Annotated in this window: 18 protein-coding genes; 1 reads left to right on the forward strand and 17 read right to left on the reverse strand. The window is 73.2% G+C overall.

Annotated elements, in window-relative coordinates; translation table 11 throughout:
- Position 1: 1 nt before the first annotated feature.
- From AB0L45_RS01475 to AB0L45_RS01500, 6 genes are all read right to left on the reverse strand, one after another.
- Positions 2–655 (reverse strand): histidine phosphatase family protein, encoded by a 654-nt coding sequence (locus AB0L45_RS01475; RefSeq protein WP_365835607.1) that lies wholly within the window; start codon positions 653–655, stop codon positions 2–4.
- On the reverse strand, positions 652–1086 hold the full coding sequence (rsfS, locus tag AB0L45_RS01480; RefSeq protein WP_361144177.1) for a ribosome silencing factor: 435 nt from the start codon (positions 1084–1086) through the stop codon (positions 652–654). The genes AB0L45_RS01475 and rsfS overlap by 4 nt, the downstream gene beginning before the upstream one ends.
- 166 nt (positions 1087–1252) lie before the next feature.
- On the reverse strand, positions 1253–3223 hold the full coding sequence (locus tag AB0L45_RS01485) for an LCP family protein (protein ID WP_365834915.1): 1971 nt from the start codon (positions 3221–3223) through the stop codon (positions 1253–1255).
- A gap of 59 nt (positions 3224–3282) precedes the next feature.
- Positions 3283–3912 (reverse strand): nicotinate-nucleotide adenylyltransferase, encoded by a 630-nt coding sequence (gene nadD, locus AB0L45_RS01490; protein WP_365834917.1) that lies wholly within the window; start codon positions 3910–3912, stop codon positions 3283–3285.
- 44 nt (positions 3913–3956) lie between these two features.
- On the reverse strand, positions 3957–4118 hold the full coding sequence (locus AB0L45_RS01495) for a hypothetical protein (protein ID WP_365834919.1): 162 nt from the start codon (positions 4116–4118) through the stop codon (positions 3957–3959).
- A gap of 166 nt (positions 4119–4284) precedes the next feature.
- Positions 4285–4500, reverse strand: coding sequence for a hypothetical protein (locus AB0L45_RS01500; protein WP_365834921.1), 216 nt, complete (start codon positions 4498–4500; stop codon positions 4285–4287).
- A 141-nt stretch (positions 4501–4641) separates the two neighbouring features.
- Here AB0L45_RS01500 and AB0L45_RS01505 point away from each other — a divergent pair, with 141 nt between their 5' ends.
- Complete coding sequence (locus AB0L45_RS01505; protein WP_365834922.1) at positions 4642–5769, forward strand: M48 family metallopeptidase; 1128 nt, start codon at positions 4642–4644, stop codon at positions 5767–5769.
- On the opposite strand, the gene AB0L45_RS01510 is transcribed toward AB0L45_RS01505, so the two are convergent.
- The 11 genes from AB0L45_RS01510 to AB0L45_RS01560 all read right to left on the reverse strand — a co-directional run bounded on the left by AB0L45_RS01510 (position 5732) and on the right by AB0L45_RS01560 (position 19737).
- A complete protein-coding gene (locus AB0L45_RS01510; RefSeq protein ID WP_365834925.1) occupies positions 5732–6832 on the reverse strand; it encodes a hypothetical protein in 1101 nt (366 codons plus the stop codon). The two genes, AB0L45_RS01505 and AB0L45_RS01510, sit on opposite strands and share 38 nt — an antisense overlap.
- A gap of 137 nt (positions 6833–6969) precedes the next feature.
- On the reverse strand, positions 6970–7605 hold the full coding sequence (locus AB0L45_RS01515; RefSeq protein WP_365834927.1) for a hypothetical protein: 636 nt from the start codon (positions 7603–7605) through the stop codon (positions 6970–6972).
- Between the two features lie 228 nt (positions 7606–7833).
- The gene (locus tag AB0L45_RS01520; protein ID WP_365834929.1) at positions 7834–9102 is read right to left on the reverse strand and encodes a glutamate-5-semialdehyde dehydrogenase; all 1269 of its coding nucleotides are present in this window, start codon (positions 9100–9102) and stop codon (positions 7834–7836) included.
- A 91-nt stretch (positions 9103–9193) separates the two neighbouring features.
- Positions 9194–9691, reverse strand: a complete 498-nt coding sequence (locus tag AB0L45_RS01525; RefSeq protein WP_365834930.1) for a hypothetical protein — start codon at positions 9689–9691, stop codon at positions 9194–9196.
- Between the two features lie 357 nt (positions 9692–10048).
- A complete protein-coding gene (gene proB, locus AB0L45_RS01530) occupies positions 10049–11146 on the reverse strand; it encodes a glutamate 5-kinase (protein ID WP_365835610.1) in 1098 nt (365 codons plus the stop codon).
- A gap of 215 nt (positions 11147–11361) precedes the next feature.
- The gene (obgE, locus tag AB0L45_RS01535) at positions 11362–12798 is read right to left on the reverse strand and encodes a GTPase ObgE (protein WP_365834932.1); all 1437 of its coding nucleotides are present in this window, start codon (positions 12796–12798) and stop codon (positions 11362–11364) included.
- Between the two features lie 142 nt (positions 12799–12940).
- Complete coding sequence (gene rpmA / locus AB0L45_RS01540) at positions 12941–13198, reverse strand: 50S ribosomal protein L27 (protein WP_360122472.1); 258 nt, start codon at positions 13196–13198, stop codon at positions 12941–12943.
- A gap of 14 nt (positions 13199–13212) precedes the next feature.
- Positions 13213–13533, reverse strand: coding sequence for a 50S ribosomal protein L21 (gene rplU / locus AB0L45_RS01545; RefSeq protein WP_031001886.1), 321 nt, complete (start codon positions 13531–13533; stop codon positions 13213–13215).
- Positions 13534–13762: 229 nt separating this feature from the next.
- The gene (locus tag AB0L45_RS01550) at positions 13763–17470 is read right to left on the reverse strand and encodes an Rne/Rng family ribonuclease (RefSeq protein WP_365834934.1); all 3708 of its coding nucleotides are present in this window, start codon (positions 17468–17470) and stop codon (positions 13763–13765) included.
- A gap of 250 nt (positions 17471–17720) precedes the next feature.
- Positions 17721–18464, reverse strand: a complete 744-nt coding sequence (locus tag AB0L45_RS01555; RefSeq protein WP_365834935.1) for a TIGR03936 family radical SAM-associated protein — start codon at positions 18462–18464, stop codon at positions 17721–17723.
- Positions 18465–18579: 115 nt separating this feature from the next.
- Complete coding sequence (locus AB0L45_RS01560) at positions 18580–19737, reverse strand: hypothetical protein (RefSeq protein WP_365834937.1); 1158 nt, start codon at positions 19735–19737, stop codon at positions 18580–18582.
- Positions 19738–19779: the final 42 nt, after the last annotated feature.

A 19779-nucleotide genomic window follows, 5' to 3' on the forward strand; every position in this document is an offset into this window, starting at 1 on the left:
CTCAGGCGTCGTCGCCGAGGACCGGCTCCGGCAGGGTGCCGGCGTTGTGCTCCATCAGGCGCCAGCCTCGGGCGCCCTCGCCCAGCACGGACCAGCAGCAGTTCGACAGGCCGCCCAGCCCCTCCCAGTGGTGGGACTCCAGGCCCAGCAGCCGCCCGATGGTCGTACGGATCGTGCCGCCGTGGCTGACGACCACCAGGGTGCCGCCGTCCGGCAGCTTGTCGGCGTTGCGCTCCACGACGGGGGCCGCGCGGTCGGCGACCTCGGTCTCCAGTTCGCCGCCGCCGCGCCGTACGGGCTCGCCGCGCTTCCACGCCGCGTACTGCTCGCCGTACTGCGCCACGATCTCCTCGTGCGTCAGGCCCTGCCAGGCGCCCGCGTACGTCTCCCGCAGCCCTTCGTCGTACGTGACCTCCAGGCCGGTGACGGCCGCCAGCTCACGGGCGGTGGCCACGGCTCGGCTGAGGTCGGAGGCGATGATCGCGTCCGGCTCCAGGGCCGCGAGCAGCCGGGCGGCGCGCCGCGCCTGCGCCACGCCCTCCTCGGTCAGCTCGATGTCCGTGGAGCCCTGGAAGCGGCGCTCCAGGTTCCACGCCGTCTGGCCGTGGCGCCACAGGACTATCCGGCGGCCACGGCCGCCCTTGGTGCCGTTCAGCTCAGGTCTCCGTCCTGCTCGGCAGCGGTGGCCTCGGCGTGCGCCGCGGCCTTGCCGCGGGTGGCCTTGGCCTCCTCCGGGAGGTCCAGCTCGGGGCAGTCCTTCCAGAGGCGCTCCAGGGCGTAGAAGACGCGCTCTTCGCTGTGCTGGACGTGGACGACGATGTCCACGTAGTCGAGCAGCACCCAGCGGGCCTCGCGGTCGCCCTCGCGGCGCACCGGCTTGGCGCCCAGGTCCTTGTTCAGCCGCTCCTCGATCTCGTCGACGATCGACTTGACCTGGCGGTCGTTGGGGGCCGAGGCCAGCAGGAACGCGTCGGTGATGGAGAGCACGTCGCTGACGTCGTACGCGATGATGTCGTGCGCGAGCTTGTCGGCGGCCGCCAGCGAGGCGGCCTTGATCAGCTCGATGGAGCGGTCGGTGGCGGTCACAATCCAGCTTTCGGGATCGGTGGTCAGGTACTCACCAAGGGTCTCACGGACCGCCGACACTCCCACCGGGCTTTACGGGCGGGCCCCGGCGGCCGTCCCCGGCCGCTCCGCAGGCCGGGCAGCCAGGGGCGGCCCGGACCCGTCCCGGACCGCCCTCCCGGCGCCCTCAGCCCTTGTAGTCCTGGCCCAGGACCACCGACACGTCCGCGTTCGAGGCGACCTTGCCCTGCTTGACCGCGCCCGCCGGCAGCCCCAGCGTCTTGGCGGCCTCCTCGGCCTTCGCCTTCTGGGCGGCGTCCGCATACGTCACCTCGGACGCGGGCTTCGCCGCGGCGGTGCCGCCGTCGACGAACGAGTACCCGCCGTTGACCAGGGAGATCCGTGCCTTGTCGGTCGCTTCCTTCTTGCCGGTGGCGTTCTGGACGCTGATCCGGGGGGTCGAGCTGGGGTCGGCCTTCTTGACCGTACCGCCGAGCACCTCCTTGACCACGCCGTCCGCCGCCTGCCGGCTGAGCGTGCCGTCCTGCTGCACGGGCAGCAGGGTGGTCCCGTAGGCACCCGCCTTGGCCAGCTCGGCGCGCTGCGCGAGCGAGCTGCCCAGCTCCGCCTCGGTGAGCGGCGGGTCCAGGACCTGGAGCAGCGACTTCACGGTGGCCGTGGCGCCGTCCGCGTCGCTGGAGACCTTCTTCAGGGTGGCCTGCATCACCTGGCCGAAGCGCTCCAGCTGCTTGTTCTGCGGTTCGCCGGGCGCCTGGTAGGTGGCGTACGCCACGGCCGCCTGGCCGTTCAGCTCCTGGGCCCTGCCCTGCTTGACGAGCGGCTTGTCGTCCTTCTTGGCGCCGGGAACGGTGGCGTCGGTGTCCAGGGTGATGCCGCCGGTCGTCTCGACCAGGTTCTCCAGGTACGGGGTGTCCAGCCGCCAGCTGGCCTTGATGTCGGCGCCGAGGAGGGTGTTCAGGGCCTCCCGGGTGGGGTCGATGCCCTGGTCCTTGACCGACTTGGCCAGCGTCGTGGACCCGCCGTCCTCGGTGGAGACGACCAGACTGTTGGGGAGCAGGACGGTGGTGCCCTTGTGGGCGCTCTCGTTGTCGACGAGGAGTGCGGTGGAACTGTTGCCCTTCGGGTCCTTCAGATGCACGACGAGCACGTCGCGCTTCTCCCCGGCGCCCCCGGCCTCCTTGCCCGCCCCGGCACCCGAGAGGCCGGGCAGTTTGCCCGCCCACCACAGGTAGCCGGCGCCGCCGAGGAGCAGCAGGACCAGCAGCACGATCAGCATGACCTTGCGGCTGCGGCCGCGCCGCTTGGCCTCCTCACGCCGCTCGGTCCGGCTCTCGGTGAACTTGAGCCAGTCGATGACGTCCTCGGAGTCCTCGGTCGGCTCCTCGATGAACGAGAACTGCTCGGTGCGGTAGTCCGTGTCCGGGGCGCTCCCGGAAGCCGGCGCGGCGCCCTGGCCCGGCGCCCGGCCGCCGGGGCCCGACGCCCCGCCGCGCGGGGTCCGCCCGGCGGTCTCCTGGCCGGCCTGCCCGTACGGCTGCTGCTCCGGCTCCTGGTAGGCGACCTGCTCGTACGGGGGCTGCGCCGACTGCTGCGGAATCCAGCCCTGCTGCTGGGACTGCTGAGGCTGATGAGACGGCTGGGCCTGGTGAGGTTGCTGGACCTGCTGGACCTGGTGGGGCTCCTGGAACTGTTGGGGCTGCCCGTACGGGTCGTACTGCTGAGGGTGCTGAGGGCTCTGAGGGTGCTGAGACTGATGCGTCTGCTGAGAATGCTGCGCCTGCGACGGGTGGTGCTGCGCCTGCTGGGGGTACTGAGCCTGCTGAGGCACCTGCTGCTGACCGTACGGGTCATAGCCGTACCCCTGCTGCCCGGCGCCGCCCTGCCCCGCCCCCTGCTGCCCCGGAATCTGCCCACCGGTGCCGTGCTGCCCGCCCTGCTGCTGACCGTACGGGTCGTACCCGGCCTGCGTGCCGTACGGGTCGTAGCCCACCGGCTGCCCGTACTGGTCGTACGCGACCTGTTGCGGCGCCTCCGGGTACACCGGCTGCCCGTAGGCGTCGTAGGTGTACCCCGGCTGCCCCTGCTGGTCCTGGGCATACGGGTCCTGCGGCACGTACGGGTCGTGTCGGTCGTTCACCGGTGCCCCTTTCCGTGAGCCCCGTCGGCGGCCGTCGTCGCGGCCGTCGGCAACAGATGTCAACGGCCGTCGTGGCCGGTCAGGTCCTCGCGGTACAGCTCGCGCTTGTCGATGTAGCGCACGACACCGTCCGGCACCAGGTACCAGACCGGATCCCCCTGGGCGACGCGCGCCCGGCAGTCGGTCGAGGAGATGGCCAGGGCCGGCACCTCGACCAGGGACACCGCTCCTTCGGGCAGCCCGGGGTCGGCGAGTATGTGCCCGGGCCTGGTCACCCCGATGAAGTGGGCCAGCGAGAACAGCTCCGGCGCGTCGTGCCAGGTCAGGATCTGGCCGAGCGCGTCGGCGCCGGTAATGAAGAAAAGGTCCGCGTCACGGTGCAGGTCGTGCAGTTCCCGCAGCGTGTCGATGGTGTAGGTCTTGCCGCCGCGGTCGATGTCGATCCGGCTGACGGAGAACTGCGGATTGGACGCGGTCGCGATGACCGTCATCAGATAACGGTCCTCGGCCGGCGACACCGTCTTGTGGCTCTTCTGCCACGGCTGCCCCGTCGGGACGAATATGACCTCGTCGAGGTGGAACTGGCTGGCCACCTCGCTGGCGGCGACCAGGTGTCCGTGATGGATCGGGTCGAACGTCCCGCCCATCACTCCGAGCCGCCGCTTCACGGGCCCTGTCTGCTCTCCCATGCGTGCAGACCCTACTGGGCGCTGCGCGGTGCCGGTGCCCGCCCTCAGCGGTCCCGGTTGAAGCGAGTGGTGATCCAGAGCAGCAGGAGCAGGGCGATCAGCGCGCCGCCGCCCGTGACGAACGGGCTCAGGCTCTCGTGCCCGCCGCCCTTCTCACCGCCTTCGGCGAGGGTGACCAGGTGCTGTGCGGTGGTGTGCAGGCTCATCGTCGGCAGAACCAATCCGGGATGGGGTCGGACAGAGACTTCCGCCACATCGTATGCGCGAGCTCACCCGCGTCTCACGCCGACTCCGCCACGGAGGGCGTTCGTACGCCCGTCCGCGGGCCCCTCGGGGCCGCGGGCAGGCGGGGCGGCCGGGAACGGGGCGGTGTCAGCCCCGGTCGTCCCTGACGTTCTTGGCACCCCTGACGTCCTTGGCGTCCTTGGCGTCCTTGGCGTCGTTGTTCCCGTAATTGTGCAGCAGGACCCATGCGAGGAGCACGGCCCCGAGGATGCCGACGATCAGGACGGTGCGCAGGATCCATCCCGGGCCGTCGTTCTTCGAGGTCTCCGCCGCGGCGGCGAGCAGCACGCTCGGGTTCGGCATGACTGAAGCGCTCCCTTTGTACGGGCATGTGGGCATCTGCGGGCCCCTGGTGCGCTCGCCAGCGTACGCCTGGGCATCCAAATGGCTGTCAGTGGCGTCCTCTAGTCTGAATCACACGCAGTCGAACAGGGGGAGGCCCCAATGACGGAGAGCCCAGGCGGCAGCGAGCGCGTACCGAGCCGGGACCGCAGGAGGTTCCCCGGGATCTCGTCCCGCGCCTACGAGCACCCTGCGGACCGTTCCGCGCTCGTGGCCCTGCGCAAGCTGAGCGGGTTCGACACCGTCTTCAAGACGCTCAGCGGTCTGCTGCCGGAGCGCAGCCTGCGGCTGCTGTTCCTGTCGGACTCGGTGCGGGTCAGCGACCAGCAGTTCGCGCACCTCAACGACATGCTGCGGGACGCCTGTTACATCCTGGACCTGGAGAAGGTCCCGCCGATGTACGTGAACCAGGACCCCCAGCCGAACGCCATGTGCATCGGCCTCGACGAGCCCATCATCGTGCTGACCACGGGTCTGGTCGAGCTGCTGGACGAGGAGGAGATGCGCGCGGTCATCGGCCACGAGGTCGGCCACGCCCTCTCCGGCCACGCGGTGTACCGCACGATCCTGCTGTTCCTGACGAACCTCGCGCTGAAGATCGCCTGGATTCCGCTGGGCAATGTCGCGGTCATGGCGATCGTGACGGCGCTGCGGGAGTGGTTCCGCAAGTCGGAGCTGTCGGCGGACCGGGCCGGTCTGCTGGTCGGGCAGGACCTGCAGGCGTCCATGCGCGGTCTGATGAAGCTGGCCGGCGGCAACCACCTGCACGAGATGAACGTGGACGCGTTCCTCAAGCAGGCCGAGGAGTACGAGGCCGGCGGCGACCTGCGCGACTCCGTGCTGAAGGTGCTGAACATGCTGCCGCGCAGCCACCCGTTCACCACCGTGCGGGCGGCCGAGCTGAAGAAGTGGGCGGCCAGCCGCGACTACCAGCGCATCATGGACGGCCACTACCCGCGCAAGGACGAGGACAAGGACACCTCGGTCTCCGACTCCTTCCGCGAGTCCGCCGCGCACTACGCCGAGTCGGTGCGCACCAGCAAGGACCCGCTGATGGGCCTGGTGCGCGACATAGCCGGCGGCGCCGGTGACCTGGGCGGCAAGCTGCGGGACACGGTCTTCCGCGGCGGCTCCCGGCCCGGCGGCTCCGGCGGTACGGGCGGCTCCGGCGGCGCGAACGGTTCGGACGGCGCTAACGGGTCGGACGGTCCGGGGCCGGCCGGCCAGTAGCCGCCAGCCTTCCGCACAGCCCGGTGTTCGAACGGCCGCGGGCGTACGGGTCGGTGGCCGCCGGCCCGGCACCCTCGGCCCGCTGCCCCGCGAGCAGCGGACGCAGCGTGCCCGACGCGTCGGCGGAGCAGGACATCGGCCCCGCCTGGAGGTTGCTCTGCAGCACCTCCAGGCGGTGGTCGCCCAGGTCGTCACGGCTGATACGGAAGCGCAGTTCGCGGCGGACGGTGAACAGCGAGGCGGCAGCAGCCTGTTGGCCCGGTGCGGCTCCGGCGGTGGCCGGACGCAGGGCGTAGGCGAAGGTGAAGTCGGCGCTGACCTCCAGCGTGTCCGCGCTGACCTCGGTGGCCGAAAGTGTCCCGCTGACCCGTACGGCGGGATCCGCCAGCTCCACCTGCCCCGGGTCGAAGCGGGTCAGCCAACCGGTGGCCGCGTGCCGTCCGTCGTCGGCCGGGTGCGCCAGACTCCGGTCGAACTGGTCGAGTTGGCCGGGGTCGAGCAACAGCCCCACCGGCCGTACGGACCCGCCCGTCAGGGTGGCCGGGTCGATCGAGGAGCGCACGATGTAGTCCTTGGCCAGGGTCAGGGCGGAGACGACCTGGCCGTCGGAGAAGTGCTCGGTCCGCTCGACGGCGGGCAGGTTCACACCCGCCGCGCCGATGCGGTACTGCGCCGCGGGGCTGCGCGCGAAGAGGTCCGCCGGTTTCCCGCCCGGCACGGCGCCGTCCGGCGCCAGCGGTACGACCGTGGACCGCAGCGGCTCCGCCGCCATCGGCTCGGGCGGCCGGTAGGGGTGGCGGACGCCCATGTAGATGGCGGTGCCGAAGGCGATGACGATCAGCAGGGCGAGGAGCACGGCCTGCCGGGCGCCGCCGAGCCGGGCCCAGACGTGCCGGGTGCGTACGGCCCGCGCGTGGTCCTCCATGCGCTCCCTCGCCGAGTACTCCTGAAGGCGTGCAGCTCGTACGAACGATTCGTCGAAGACGACGGATCGGTATTCGTCCTCTCCGCCTCCCGCGGCGCCCTCGGGAGTCCCTTCGGGAGGGTCACCAGCACCGGCCATACCACAAGAGTAGGTCTGCGGAGGCGCCGGTAAACGCCCTGGTACGGGACAAGTTCGGCGGATTCTTCCGGAGCTGGGTCTGCCGCTTGCGGCGGCCGGGCCCGCTCAGGGAGCCCGTCCGGCTCTGCCGTGCGCGCTCAGCCCGTACGCGGCGTGGCCGGCGCGGGCGGCGGCGTCGACTCGGCCGAGGCGGACGCCGACGGCAGGAGGCTGGAGCGCACGGGCGGCACGCCGTCCACACCGCTGGTCGCGGGCGGTGGTGTCGGATTCTGCGTGCGCCCCCCGGATGCGCCGCGGTAGACCGCGGAGAAGGCCAGCGCGACCAGACCAATGCCCATGAGGACGGCGAGCACCCAGGCCACCGGGCGGTGCCAGCGGACACTGCCGCGGTAGGGGCGCAGGGCGCCGCCGTACGGCCCGTACGGTCCATGGGGGCCGTACGCGTCCGGGTCCGCGCCCCGCTCGCGGGGGTCGTCGGCGCCGCGGCCGTAGCGGCGGCCCGTGGCGCGGGGCCGGCCGTCCGGGGGGTCATCGGCGTCCGGGTCGGTGCCGTAGCCCGGGCGGGCGCGGGCGGCGTCGGCCTCGGCGCGGGCCTGGGCGGCGGCCAGCATCCGTTCCACCGCGGTGGGTTCGTGGAAGCGCGCGGACCGCACGAAGTCCTCGTCGAGGACCACGGAGGCGAACTCCTCGTCCGCTTCCCCGTGGCTCGGCTGACTGTGCTCGTCGGGCTCCTCGCCGTCCGGGAACGGCTTGCCCCCCACGTCGTCCGGCACCCGTCCAGACTAGCCCGGGGCGGCCGGTCATGGGCGGGGAGCACGGGAATTCGGCCGCGGACCGGGGCGCTCGGCGCCCGTGGGGCCGACGGACGGCGTGCTCACCGCCGTACCGCCGGCGCCGGCAGCGGAGACCGGACTTCCCCCGCGTCACGGACGTCCCGCCCCACCGTCAGCGCGTGCCGTGCCCCCGCCCTACCGTCAGCGCCTGCCGTACCCCCGCCCCCGTCAGCGCGTGTGACCGTCCCCCGTGACGATGTACTTCGTCGAGGTCAGCTCCGGCAGTCCCATCGGGCCGCGGGCGTGCAGCTTCTGCGTGGAGATGCCGATCTCGGCGCCGAACCCGAACTGGCTGCCGTCGGTGAAGCGGGTGGACGCGTTGACCGCGACCGTCGTGGAGTCCACCAGCTGCGTGAAGCGGCGGGCGGCGGCCTGCGAGGTGGTGACGATCGCCTCGGTGTGCCCGGAGGACCAGCGGCGGATGTGCGCGACCGCCGCGTCCAGGTCCTGCACGACGGCCGCCGCGATGTCGTACGAGAGGTACTCCGCCGCCCAGTCCTCGTCCGTGGCGGGCGCGACCAGGCCGGGCCCGGCCTGCTGCCAGGCCGTGTCGCCGTGCACGATCACACCGGCCTGGGTGAGCGCCTCCAGCGCCCGCGGCAGGAACGTCTCGGCGATGCCGGCGTGCACCAGAACCGTTTCGGCGGCGTTGCACACGCTCGGCCGCTGCGCCTTGGAGTTGATCAGGATGTCCAGCGCCATGTCGATGTCGGCGTGCTCGTCCACGTAGACATGGCAGTTGCCGGTGCCGGTCTCGATCACCGGGACGGTCGACTCCTCCACGACCGTACGGATCAGCGAGGCGCCGCCGCGCGGGATCAGCACGTCGACCAGGCCGCGCGCCCGCATCAGCTCGCGCACCGAGTCGCGGCTCTCCCCCGGCACCAGCTGGACGGCGTCGGCGGGCAGCCCGACGCTCGCCACCGCGTCCCGCAGCACCTCCACGAGCGCGGTGTTCGAGGCGTAAGCGGAGGAGGAGCCGCGCAGCAGCACCGCGTTCCCCGCCTTCAGGCACAGCGCGGCGGCGTCCACCGTCACGTTCGGCCGGGCCTCGTAGATGATCCCGACGACGCCCAGCGGGACGCGCACCTGCCGCAGGTCGAGGCCGTTGGGCAGGGTCGAGCCGCGCAGCACCTCGCCCACCGGGTCCGGCAGCGCCACCACGTCGCGGACGTCGGCGGCCATCGCCGTGACCCGCTCGGGCGTCAGGGTGAGCCGGTCCACCAGGGACTCGCCGGTGCCCGCGGCGCGGGCCTTGGCGACGTCCCCGGCGTTGGCCTCGACGATCTCTTCGGTGCGGGCCACCAGGGCGTCGGCGATGGCGAGCAGCGCGCCGTCGCGCGCGGTGCGCGGCTGCGGCGCCAGGACGGCTGCCGCTTCCTTGGCGCGCCGGGCGGTCTCGATGACGGGTGAGGAGTGCGCTGATTCGCTGGTCATGGCTCACAGCGTAGCCGGACGGCGGAACCCGGCCCGGCCGCATCTTGCCTGGCGGGACGCGGCCGGGCCGGTACGAGGACCGGTGCGGGTGTCAGTACGGATGCACGCCCACCCGGGAGGCGGGCGGCGGCCCGTACCCCTCGGCGACACGCTGGTGGTACGTCTCCCGGTCGATGACCTCCAGGCCCACGATCTCCCACGGCGGCAGCCCGGCCGAGGAGCGGTGCTCGCCCCACAGCCGCAGCGCGACCGCCGCCGCGTCGTGCAGGTCACGGGCCTCTTCCCAGTAGCGGATCTCGGCGTGGTCGTGGGCGTAGCGGCTGGTCAGCAGGAAGGGGTGGTCGTGGGCGAGCTGTTCGAGCGCCCGCCGGACCTCCTGGACGGGGGCCTCGGCCCCCGAGACGCTGAGGGTGACGTGCCACAGCCGGGACGCTTCCCGCCGGGCGGCCACCGGCCGCTCGGACGGCGTCCGGCCCGGCCCCGCACGGTCCCCGGACGCGGCACCGCCGGCCGCTGCGGCGGTTCCCACGCTGGTCAGTGTGCGCTCCGCCGTCCCTCGGGGCAGCGCCCCTGAGCGCCCTCGTCTCACCGGCGGCCTCCTGGTATGCGTATCGCTCCGCTCGTACGTACGGGGGCGGAGCCGATCGGTGCTGTCGTCCTTCACCGGCACCGGACCGCCGCCGGATGCGCCGCCGCGTGCGGACCTCCCGGGTCACCGCGGGGCGCGCTGCTCCGGGGCCCGGTCGCGGGCGGTTCCTCGGCAGTGGTCCGGCACTGCTGTCCCACGGCGCGCACTCGCGCGCGGCGGACGGCGCTCCCCTGACGCCGTCCCCGCAACAAAGTTGACCAGCCCGCGGGCCGTCGCGGGGGCATTTTCGAGAAGGTCTCCGTGGAAAGGCTGGTCTTTGGACCTTTCCTGCCACTTGTTTCCCTGTTGTGACGACCGTCAGTGGTGCAGGACGACCAGATCGTCACGGTGCACGACCTCGCGTTCGTACGCGGGGCCCAGCTCGCGGGCGAGATCGCGGGTGGAGCGGCCGATCAGCCGCGGGATCTCCCGGGCGTCGAAGTTGACCAGGCCGCGGGCGACGGCGCGGCCCGCGGTGTCCCGCAGCTCCACCGGATCACCCGCGCTGAACTCCCCTTCGACGGCGGCGATGCCGGCCGGCAGCAGCGAGGAGTGCCGTTCGACCACGGCCGTCACGGCGCCGTCGTCCAGCACCAGCGCGCCGCGTGGGGTGGAGGCGTGCGCGAGCCACAGCAGCCGGTCGGCGGAGCGGCGGCCGGTGCGCAGGAAGTGGGTGCCGGTGGGGCCGCCGGCCAGCGCGTCGGCGGCGTGCACGGCGGAGGTCAGCACGACCGGGATGCCGGCCGCGGCGGCGATCCGGGCCGCCTCGACCTTGGTGACCATGCCGCCGGTGCCGACGCCGGCCCGGCCCGCGCTGCCGATCGAGATGCCCTCCAGGTCGGCCGGGCCGCTCACCTCGGCTATCCGGGAGGTGCCGGGGGTGCTGGGGTCGCCGTCGTAGAGCCCGTCCACGTCCGAGAGCAGTACGAGCAGGTCGGCGCGGACGAGGTGGGCGACCAGGGCGGCCAGCCGGTCGTTGTCGCCGAAGCGGATCTCGTCGGTGGCGACGGTGTCGTTCTCGTTGACGATCGGTACGGCGCCCATGGCCAGCAGCTGGTCCAGGGTGCGGAAGGCGTTGCGGTAGTGGGCGCGGCGGTTGGTGTCGTCGGAGGTCAGCAGGACCTGGCCGACGCGGCGGCCGTAGCGCGCGAAGGAGGCGGTGTAGCGGGCGACCAGCAGGCCCTGGCCGACGCTGGCGGCGGCCTGCTGCCGGGCCAGGTCGCGCGGCCGCCTGTCCAGGCCGAGCGGCGCGAGGCCGGCCGCGATGGCGCCGGAGGAGACCAGCACGATCTCCTTGTCCTGGTGTTTGGCCAGCACGTCCACGAGCGCGTCCACCCGGTCCGCGTCCAGGCCGCCGCTCGCCGTGGTCAGCGAGGACGAACCGACCTTGACCACGATCCTGCGGGCGTCCGTCACGTCCTGCCTTGCGCCTGCCACTGCCTACCCCTGTGCTCGCCTGTCACCGCCGGGTACGGGACGTCCCGTGGGCGGGAGGTTCCGTCCGGGTGTTTCCGTACGTCCGCAAATCTACGGCAGCCGGGCGGCCCGACGCCCGCGGGAGCCCCGCGGCCCCGGCAGCGCGGAAGGCCCCCGGTGCTCCCGGGGGCCTTCCGCGTACGCGTTCCCGTGTGTCAGAACGGACGGAAGTCCTGGAACTCGCCCTCCGCCTCGTCCCGCGCCGCCTCGCGGTCGCGGCGGCGCACCGCGGCCGGACGCGGCGCGTCCATGCGGTGGTCCTCGCCGCGGCGGCCGAGCATCTCGGCGCCCGCCGCCATCATCGGCTCCCAGTCGAAGACGACCGCGTTGTCCTCGGGGCCGATCGCGATGCCGTCGCCGGCGTGCGCGCCGACCTTGCGCAGCTCGTCCTCGACGCCGAGGCGGTTGAGGCGGTCGGCGAGGTAGCCGACGGCCTCGTCGTTGTTGAAGTCGGTCTGGCGCACCCAGCGCTCCGGCTTCTCGCCGCGCACGCGGAAGAAGTTCTCGCCCTCCGGGGTGACGGTGAAGCCCGCGTCGTCCACGGCCTTCGGGCGGATGACGATACGGGTGGCTTCCTGGACGGGCTTGGCGGCGCGGGCCTCGGCGACGATGCCGGCCAGCGCGTACGACAGCTCCTTGAGGCCGGTGCGCGCGACGGCCGAGACCTCGAAGACGCGGTAGCCGCGCTCCTCCAGGTCGGGGCGGATCATGTCGGCGAGGTCCTGCCCGTCCGGGATGTCGATCTTGTTGAGGACGACGACCCGCGGCCGGTCGTCCAGGCCGCCGTACTGCGCCAGCTCCGCCTCGATGATGTCGAGGTCGGAGACCGGGTCACGGTCGGACTCCAGGGTCGCGGTGTCCAGGACGTGCACGAGCACCTCGCAGCGCTCGACGTGCCGCAGGAACTCCAGGCCCAGGCCCTTGCCCTGGCTGGCGCCGGGGATCAGGCCGGGTACGTCCGCGATGGTGTAGACGGTGGAACCGGCCGTGACCACGCCGAGGTTGGGCACCAGGGTGGTGAACGGGTAGTCCGCGATCTTCGGCTTGGCGGCCGAGAGCACCGAGATCAGCGAGGACTTGCCGGCGCTCGGGTAGCCGACCAGCGCGACGTCCGCGACGGTCTTGAGCTCCAGCACGATGTCGCGGGCCTCGCCGGGCTCGCCGAGCAGCGCGAAGCCGGGGGCCTTGCGGCGGGCGGAGGCCAGCGCGGCGTTGCCGAGGCCGCCGCGGCCGCCCTGCCCGGCGACGAAGGTGGTGCCCTGGCCGACCATGTCGGCGAGCACGTTGCCCGCGCGGTCCAGGACGACGGTGCCGTCCGGGACGGGCAGGACCAGGTCCTGGCCGTTCTTGCCCGCGCGGTGGTCGCCGGCGCCCGGCTGGCCGTTGGTGGCCTTGCGGTGCGGGTGGTGGTGGTAGTCCAGGAGGGTGGTGACGTCCTGGTCGACGACCAGGATCACGTCGCCGCCGCGGCCGCCGTTGCCGCCGTCCGGGCCGCCGAGCGGCTTGAACTTCTCGCGCATCACGGAGGCCACGCCGTGGCCTCCGTTACCCGCGGCGACATGCAGCTCGACGCGGTCCACGAAGGTGGTCATGGTGGGGATGCCTCCAGATACGACGGGATTGTCTCTGTACTAACACGCCAAGGGCGGACCGGCCTTCCCGCGTACTGCGGGGAGAGGCGGTCCGCCCTCGGAGTGGTGCTGCTGAGCTATCGCTCGATACCGAAGTGGTGGGTCACTCGGCGATCGGGACGATGTTCACGACCTTGCGGCCACGGTGGGTGCCGAACTGCACCGCGCCCGCGTCCAGGGCGAACAGGGTGTCGTCGCCGCCGCGGCCGACGCCCGTGCCCGGGTGGAAGTGGGTGCCGCGCTGGCGGACCAGGATCTCACCGGCGTTGACGGCCTGACCGCCGAAGCGCTTCACGCCGAGCCGCTGAGCGTTGGAGTCGCGACCGTTCCGAGTGGACGATGCGCCCTTCTTGTGTGCCATGTCTCCTCAGTCCCTTACTTCGCCGGCGAGTCGATGCCGGTGATCTTGATCGCCGTGTACTGCTGGCGGTGACCGATCCGCTTGCGGTAGCCGGTCTTGTTCTTGTACTTCAGGATGTCGATCTTGGCGCCCTTGTGGTGGTCCACAATCTCCGCCTGGACCTTCACCCCGGCCAGCACCCACGGGTCGCTGGTAACCGACTCGCCGTCGACGACGAGCAGCGTCGAGAGCTCGACCGCGTCGCCCACCTTGCCGGCAGAAATCTTGTCAACCTCGACGATGTCGCCGACAGCAACCTTGTGCTGGCGACCACCGCTACGCACGATTGCGTACACGCGGATCTCACTCTCTCGCTAGATACGGGACCACTGATGCCAGCCGCCCACACGGGTTCAAGACGATCCCGTGAAATCCGAATGGACGAGCGGCCTCCCCCGGCGGACCGGGAGGTGTTTGCTCAGGGGTTTGGCGTGCTACAGACGCCGACGGTCAAGGTTACGGGGCCTTGACCGGGGGGTCAAACCGGCCCCGGGCCGCGTACGGCCCGGAGCGCGGTCCACCCGCTCAGTCCTCCGTCGAAGCCGACACCGACGCGGCCGGGGCCTGCTCGGCGGCAGCGGTCTTCTTGGCCGCCGCCTTCTTCGTCGTGGCCTTCTTCGTGGCGGCCTTCTTGGCAGGCGCCTTCTCGGCCGCGGTCTTCTTGGCGGTGGTCTTCTTCGCCGCCGTCTTCTTCGCGGGCGCCTTCGTGGCCGTCTTCTTGGCCGCCGTCTTCTTCGCGGGCGCCTTCTTGGCCGCCTTCTTCGCCGCGGTCTTCTTGGCGGGCGCCTCCTCGGCGGCCTCCTCGACGGCCTCGGCGGCTTCGGGCGCCTCGGTGACCGCGACGTCGCCCGTGCGCACGGCGTCGTCCGCGGGGACGGCGTCCGTGGGCGCCTCGACAGCCGGTTCGGCGACCGGCTCGACGACGGCTCCGGCGACCGGCTCGGGCGCGGCTTCCGCCGCCGGAGCCTCCTCGGCGACCTTGGGCGAACCCGCGGGAGCCGACGCCTTACGGGTCGCACGGCGGCGCGGACGGGCCGGCGCGGGCTCCGCGGCCGGTTCCGGCGCCACGGCGGGCTCCGGCTCGGCGGCCGGTGCCGGGGCGGGCTCCGGGGCCTCCACCACGATCGCGGCGGCCTCGGACGCCTTGGGCGCGCCCGCCGGGGCGGTCACCTTGCGGCCGGCGCGACGACGGCCACGGCCGCGTACGCCACCGGCTGCCGCCTCGGCCTCCGCCGGGCTGCCGAACCACTCGTCGGTGTCGGCCACCGCGGGCTGCAGCTCCGCCTCGGTCACCGCGGCCGGCTCCAGCTCCGGGTGCTCACCGGCCCGCGCGCTCTCGGCGGCGTCCTGGTGCTCGTCGTGGTGCTGGTGGTCGTGGTGCTGGTGGTCCTGGCCGGACGCGCCGCCCTTGCCGCCCTTCTTCTTGCGCTTGCCGCCGCCACCGCCGCCGACCGAGGACGGCTGGTCCATGTGGACGATGACGCCGCGGCCGTTGCAGTGCACGCACGGCTCGGAGAAGGACTCCAGCAGGCCCTGGCCGACCCGCTTACGGGTCATCTGAACCAGGCCCAGCGAGGTGACCTCGGCGACCTGGTGCTTCGTACGGTCGCGGCCCAGGCACTCCAGCATCCGCCGCAGCACCAGGTCCCGGTTGGACTCCAGCACCATGTCGATGAAGTCGATGACGACGATGCCGCCCAGGTCGCGCAGCCGCAGCTGGCGCACGATCTCCTCGGCCGCCTCCAGGTTGTTCCTGGTCACGGTCTCTTCGAGGTTGCCGCCCTGGCCGGTGAACTTTCCGGTGTTCACGTCGATGACGACCATGGCCTCGGTCTTGTCGATCACCAGCGAGCCGCCGGAGGGCAGCCAGACCTTGCGGTCCAGCGCCTTCATCAGCTGCTCGTCGATGCGGTACGTCGCGAAGACGTCGACGTCCGAGGTCCACTTCTGCAGGCGGTCGACCAGGTCCGGCGCCACGTGCGAGACGTAGCCGTGGATGGTCTCCCACGCCTCGTCGCCGCTGACGATGACCTTGGAGAAGTCCTCGTTGAAGATGTCACGGACCACCCGGACGGTCATGTCCGGCTCGCCGTACAGCAGGCTCGGCGAGCTGGTGGAGCCCGCCTTGGCCTTCTTCTGGATGTCCTCCCACTGCGCCTGGAGGCGCTCCACGTCGCGGCGCAGCTCGTCCTCGCTGGCGCCCTCGGCGGCGGTCCGGACGATGACGCCCGCGTCCTCGGGGACGATCTTCTTCAGGATCTGCTTCAGGCGCGCCCGCTCGGTGTCCGGCAGCTTGCGGCTGATGCCGGTCATCGAGCCCTCGGGCACGTAGACCAGGTAGCGGCCCGGCAGCGAGACCTGGCTGGTCAGGCGGGCGCCCTTGTGGCCGATCGGGTCCTTGGTGACCTGCACCAGCACGGACTGGCCGGACTTCAGCGCGGTCTCGATGCGGCGCGGCCCGTTGGCCATGCCGAGCGCCTCGAAGTTGACCTCGCCCGCGTACAGCACGGCGTTGCGGCCCTTGCCGATGTCGACGAAGGCGGCCTCCATCGACGGCAGGACGTTCTGCACCTTGCCGAGGTAGACGTTGCCGACGTACGAGGTCGCCTGCTCCTTGTTGACGAAGTGCTCGACGAGCACGTTGTCCTCGAGGACGCCGATCTGGGTGCGCTCGCCGCTCTGGCGGACGACCATGACGCGCTCGACGGCCTCGCGGCGCGCCAGGAACTCCGCCTCGGTGATGATCGGCACCCGGCGGCGGCCCTGCTCGCGGCCCTCGCGGCGGCGCTGCTTCTTGGCCTCCAGACGCGTCGAGCCCTTGATGGACTGGACCTCGTCGGACGGCTCGTCCTTCTTGCGCGGCTCACGGACCTTGACGACCGTACGCTCCGGGTCGTCGCCGCCCTGGGCGGCGTCCCCGTCACCGAGGTCGCCGCTGCGACGGCGGCGGCGCCGACGCCGACGGCTGCTGCTGGAGCCGCCGCCCTGCTGCTCGTCCTCCTCGGCGGGCGCGGCCTGCTCGGCCGGCTCCTCCTCGGCGGCGAGCTCCCCGGCGTCGGACTGCGGCGCCTCGCCCGGCTGCTCGTCGCTGCCGTCGGCGGCCTCACCACGACGGCGGCGGCGGCCACCGCGGCGGCGGCGGCGCGAGGGGCGGTCGCCCGACTCGTCGTCGCCCTGTGCGGTGTCGCCGCGCTCGTCGTCGGTGTCGTCCTCGTCGTCGTCCTGGAGGTCCTGCGCGTCCTGGACAGGCTCGGCCTGCTCGGCCTTCTCGGCCTTCTGAGCAGGCGCCTGCTCGGCGGCGGGCTGCTGCTCGGCCTCGACGGCGGCACCCCGGCGGCGACGGCGACGGCCACCGGCCGCGGGCTGCTCGTCCTGCTCGGCGGGCTCCTCGACAGCCTGCTCGGCCGCCGCGGCGGCGGCAGCGGCAGCGGCCGTCTCCGGGGTCTGGAACATCGGCTCGGTGAAGACCGGCGCCTGGAAGACGGCCGTCGGCGGGCGCCGGTCGCGGCGGCGGGAGCCACGGACGGGCTCCTCCGGCGCGGCCTCGGCCTCGGCACGCGGCTGCTCGGCGGCGGACTGCTCCTGCTGCGGGGCCTCGGCGGCACGCTCGGTACGGCGGCGCGAGCGGCGGCGCGGCGCGTCACCGGAGCCGGCCGCGGCGGCCTGCTCGGCGGCCTCAGGGGCGGCAGCGGCGGCCGGAGCGCTCTGCGCGGCGGCGTCCGCCTGCGGGGAGCCCGCGGGGGCGGTGGCCTTACGGGTGGCACGGCGGCGCGTACGGGCGGGCTTGGTGTCCTCGACGGGCGCGGCCGGGGCCTCGGCGGCCTGGACCTCGGCGGTCTCCTCGGCCTCTTCCTCGTCCTCGGCGTCGGTCTGCGCCGGGGCCGCCACGGCGGGCTGCTCGGCGGCGGGCTGCGGCGAGCCGGCCGGAGCGGTGGCCTTACGGGTGGCACGGCGACGCGTACGGGCCGGCTTGGCGTCCTCGCCGGAGACGACCGTGGAGGCGTCGCTCCGGCCGTCCTGCGCGGCGCTCACAGCCGCGCCGTCCGCGGTTCCGGCGCCGCTGTCCGCGGTCACCGGGCTCTCGGCCGGAGTGCTCGCCGCCGTGGGCGGGCCGGCCGGCCGGGAGGCCGCACGGCGCCGGCGGCGCGGCGGCAGCGTGTCGCTGGGGGTGCTGCCTCCGGAGGACTGCTCCGAAGGGCCGCTGGGTTCGTTGGGCTCAATGGGTTCGAGCATGCGGGCGGTTCTCCCGTCACGCTCCCGGGCGCCACGCCTGATTCCGGACGCGGCCCGCCGATGATGCGCGGTGCCGCCCTCCGGGGCGCGGGCGCCGCACGGGAGCTGTCGTCTCGCTCGCCGGGCCCGTAGGTCGGGGACCGGCGAAAGTCTGCTGGTCAGTGCGTCTGCCGGACCGGGGTGGCTCCCTGGTTGATCGGCGACGCGACGACGGCGGTCCTGAGCAGGACCGTCCGGCGCCTCGCGGCACTCAGCCGGCGGCCGTTGTCGTGCCGGCCTCGGCAGCGTCGCGGTCGGGCGCGAGCGGGTCGGTCACCGCGCCGGTCTCCTCATCGAGCAGCCCCTGCGCCAGCCTGGTCACCGCTGCGGGGACCGGCGGCGCCAGGTCGGCCGTAGCTCGGAGGCCGGACAGGACGTCGTCGGGTCGTACGGCAGGTGTCAAATGCCGAACAACCAGCCGCAGTATCGCACAGGCTTTGCCGTCCGGCCTATCGCCCTCGGGGGCGGCGGCTTCGAGGCGGGTGACCGCTGCCCGCGCGTCGAAGGTCCGCATGCCGTTCTTCGTACGGCGTTCGACCTGCACGTCCTCGGCGGCCAGGAACGCCTCGACGGCCCGTGCCGCCTCGGCGGGCTCGACGCCGTCGAGCCGCAGCTCCCACACCGAGGCCTGCAGCCGGTCGGCGAAGCCGGAGGTGCGGGCCTCGACCGCGTCGGTGATGTCCAGACCGGCCGGCAGCGACGCGTCCAGCAGCTCCCGGAGCAGCGCCGGGTCGCGGCGCTCGGCGAGCTGGATCTCCAGGTACTCGGCCTCGCTGCCGGTACCGGTCGGCGCGGCGTTGGCGTACGACACCTTGGGGTGCGGGGTGAAGCCCGCCGAATAGGCCATGGGGACCTCGGCGCGGCGCAGCGCCCGCTCGAAAGCGCGCTGGAAGTCGCGGTGGCTGGTGAACCGGAGGCGGCCGCGCTTGGTGTAGCGCAGTCGGATGCGCTGCACCGCCGGTGCGGGCGGCGGGCCTTCGGGCTGTCGCTTGCCCAGTGTTACTTCTCCTTGTGTGAGGGCGCTGCTGGACGTGACCCCCGCGTGAGGCGGGGACGGTCCCGGATGACACCTACCCGGCGTCGACCGGTCCAGGCCCCCGCCCAGGCGGGGACACGTCGCGCCCGGACGTCTTACCTAGAGTACGTGCCTGCGGTACCGCCGGTTCCCGCCGGGGCTCCGGCACCGCGGCACGCTCCGGCCGCCCCGGCGCCCCGAACAGGGCCCGCCGGACGTCGGCACGGGCCTGCCGTACGGACTGCCGGGCGGCGGCCAGCGCACGCCGCGCGGCGCGGCCCGCCCGCCCCGCCGCGCGCCGCACCGGGCACCACAGGCCGTCCCGTACGGCATGGCCCACCGGAGTGAGAACCGTGCGGTACACCCAGCGGAACGGCTCGACGAAGATCCACCGCAGGAGTGTGCCGAGGAACCGGCCGACGGCCCGGGAGACGTACCCGGCCACCCGCCAGCAGTGCCCGAACGCGGCGCCGGTCTCCCGCACCACGACCGTCACCGCGACGCCGACCGCCCGGCCCACCGGGGCCAGCACGTACCGCCACACCGCGACCGCCGGGACGACGACCGTCCACCGTACGAGCGCGGCCACGGCGGCCCCGATGCCCCGGACCACCCAGGCGATGCCGTGCCCCACGGGGGTCAGCACCCGCCGGTAGCACCACTGGGCAGGCAGCACGAACACATGCCGTCCGAACCATGCCAGCCCCGCCCCCAGCCCGCGGACCAGCCACGCGGCCCCGCCGCCGAGCCACAGCACGGCATGCCCGACCGGCGTCAGCACCCAGCGGTACACCCAGACCGCCGGCACCACGACGAGGTAGCGCACCAGCCAGGCCACAGCCACACCGAGGCCGGTCCCGACCGGCACCACCACATACCGCCACAGAGCAACCCAAGGCCAGAAGAAGAGCGCCTTGCCCACCCACGACAACGCAGCACCCAGCCCCCGCCCGGCCCAGGCGACCCCACGCCCGGCCGGCGCCAGCACCCACCGGTACACCCAGACCGCCGGCGCGACGACCAGCACCCGCCCCAGCCACCCGAGCCCCCACCCCACCGGCCGCAGCACCCCGCGGTGCAGCGCCCGCCCACCAGCGACCAGCCCGTCCCACACCAGCCGCACCGGCACCACGAACACCAGCACCACAATCCGCACCGGCACCCGCACCACCCGCGTCAGACACCCCTCCCCCGCCCCGTACCGCTCAGACACTCCACCCCGTCCCCGCCCCTCGGACAACCCCGCCCCACCCAT

Source organism: Streptomyces sp. NPDC052496 (genome assembly GCF_040679095.1).
In the GTDB taxonomy this organism is placed as follows: Bacteria; Actinomycetota; Actinomycetes; order Streptomycetales; family Streptomycetaceae; genus Streptomyces.

Bases quoted from the DNA above. Each gene is read 5' to 3' on its own strand.
- AB0L45_RS01500 (WP_365834921.1), bottom strand. From the start codon at position 4,500: ATGCCGAACCCGAGCGTGCTGCTCGCCGCCGCGGCGGAGACCTCGAAG.
- nadD (WP_365834917.1), bottom strand. From the start codon at position 3,912: ATGGGAGAGCAGACAGGGCCCGTGAAGCGGCGGCTCGGAGTGATGGGC.
- AB0L45_RS01550 (WP_365834934.1), bottom strand. From the start codon at position 17,470: ATGCTCGAACCCATTGAGCCCAACGAACCCAGCGGCCCTTCGGAGCAG.
- AB0L45_RS01505 (WP_365834922.1), top strand. From the start codon at position 4,642: ATGACGGAGAGCCCAGGCGGCAGCGAGCGCGTACCGAGCCGGGACCGC.
- AB0L45_RS01520 (WP_365834929.1), bottom strand. From the start codon at position 9,102: ATGACCAGCGAATCAGCGCACTCCTCACCCGTCATCGAGACCGCCCGG.
- AB0L45_RS01495 (WP_365834919.1), bottom strand. From the start codon at position 4,118: ATGAGCCTGCACACCACCGCACAGCACCTGGTCACCCTCGCCGAAGGC.
- rpmA (WP_360122472.1), bottom strand. From the start codon at position 13,198: ATGGCACACAAGAAGGGCGCATCGTCCACTCGGAACGGTCGCGACTCC.
- AB0L45_RS01510 (WP_365834925.1), bottom strand. From the start codon at position 6,832: ATGGCCGGTGCTGGTGACCCTCCCGAAGGGACTCCCGAGGGCGCCGCG.
- obgE (WP_365834932.1), bottom strand. From the start codon at position 12,798: ATGACCACCTTCGTGGACCGCGTCGAGCTGCATGTCGCCGCGGGTAAC.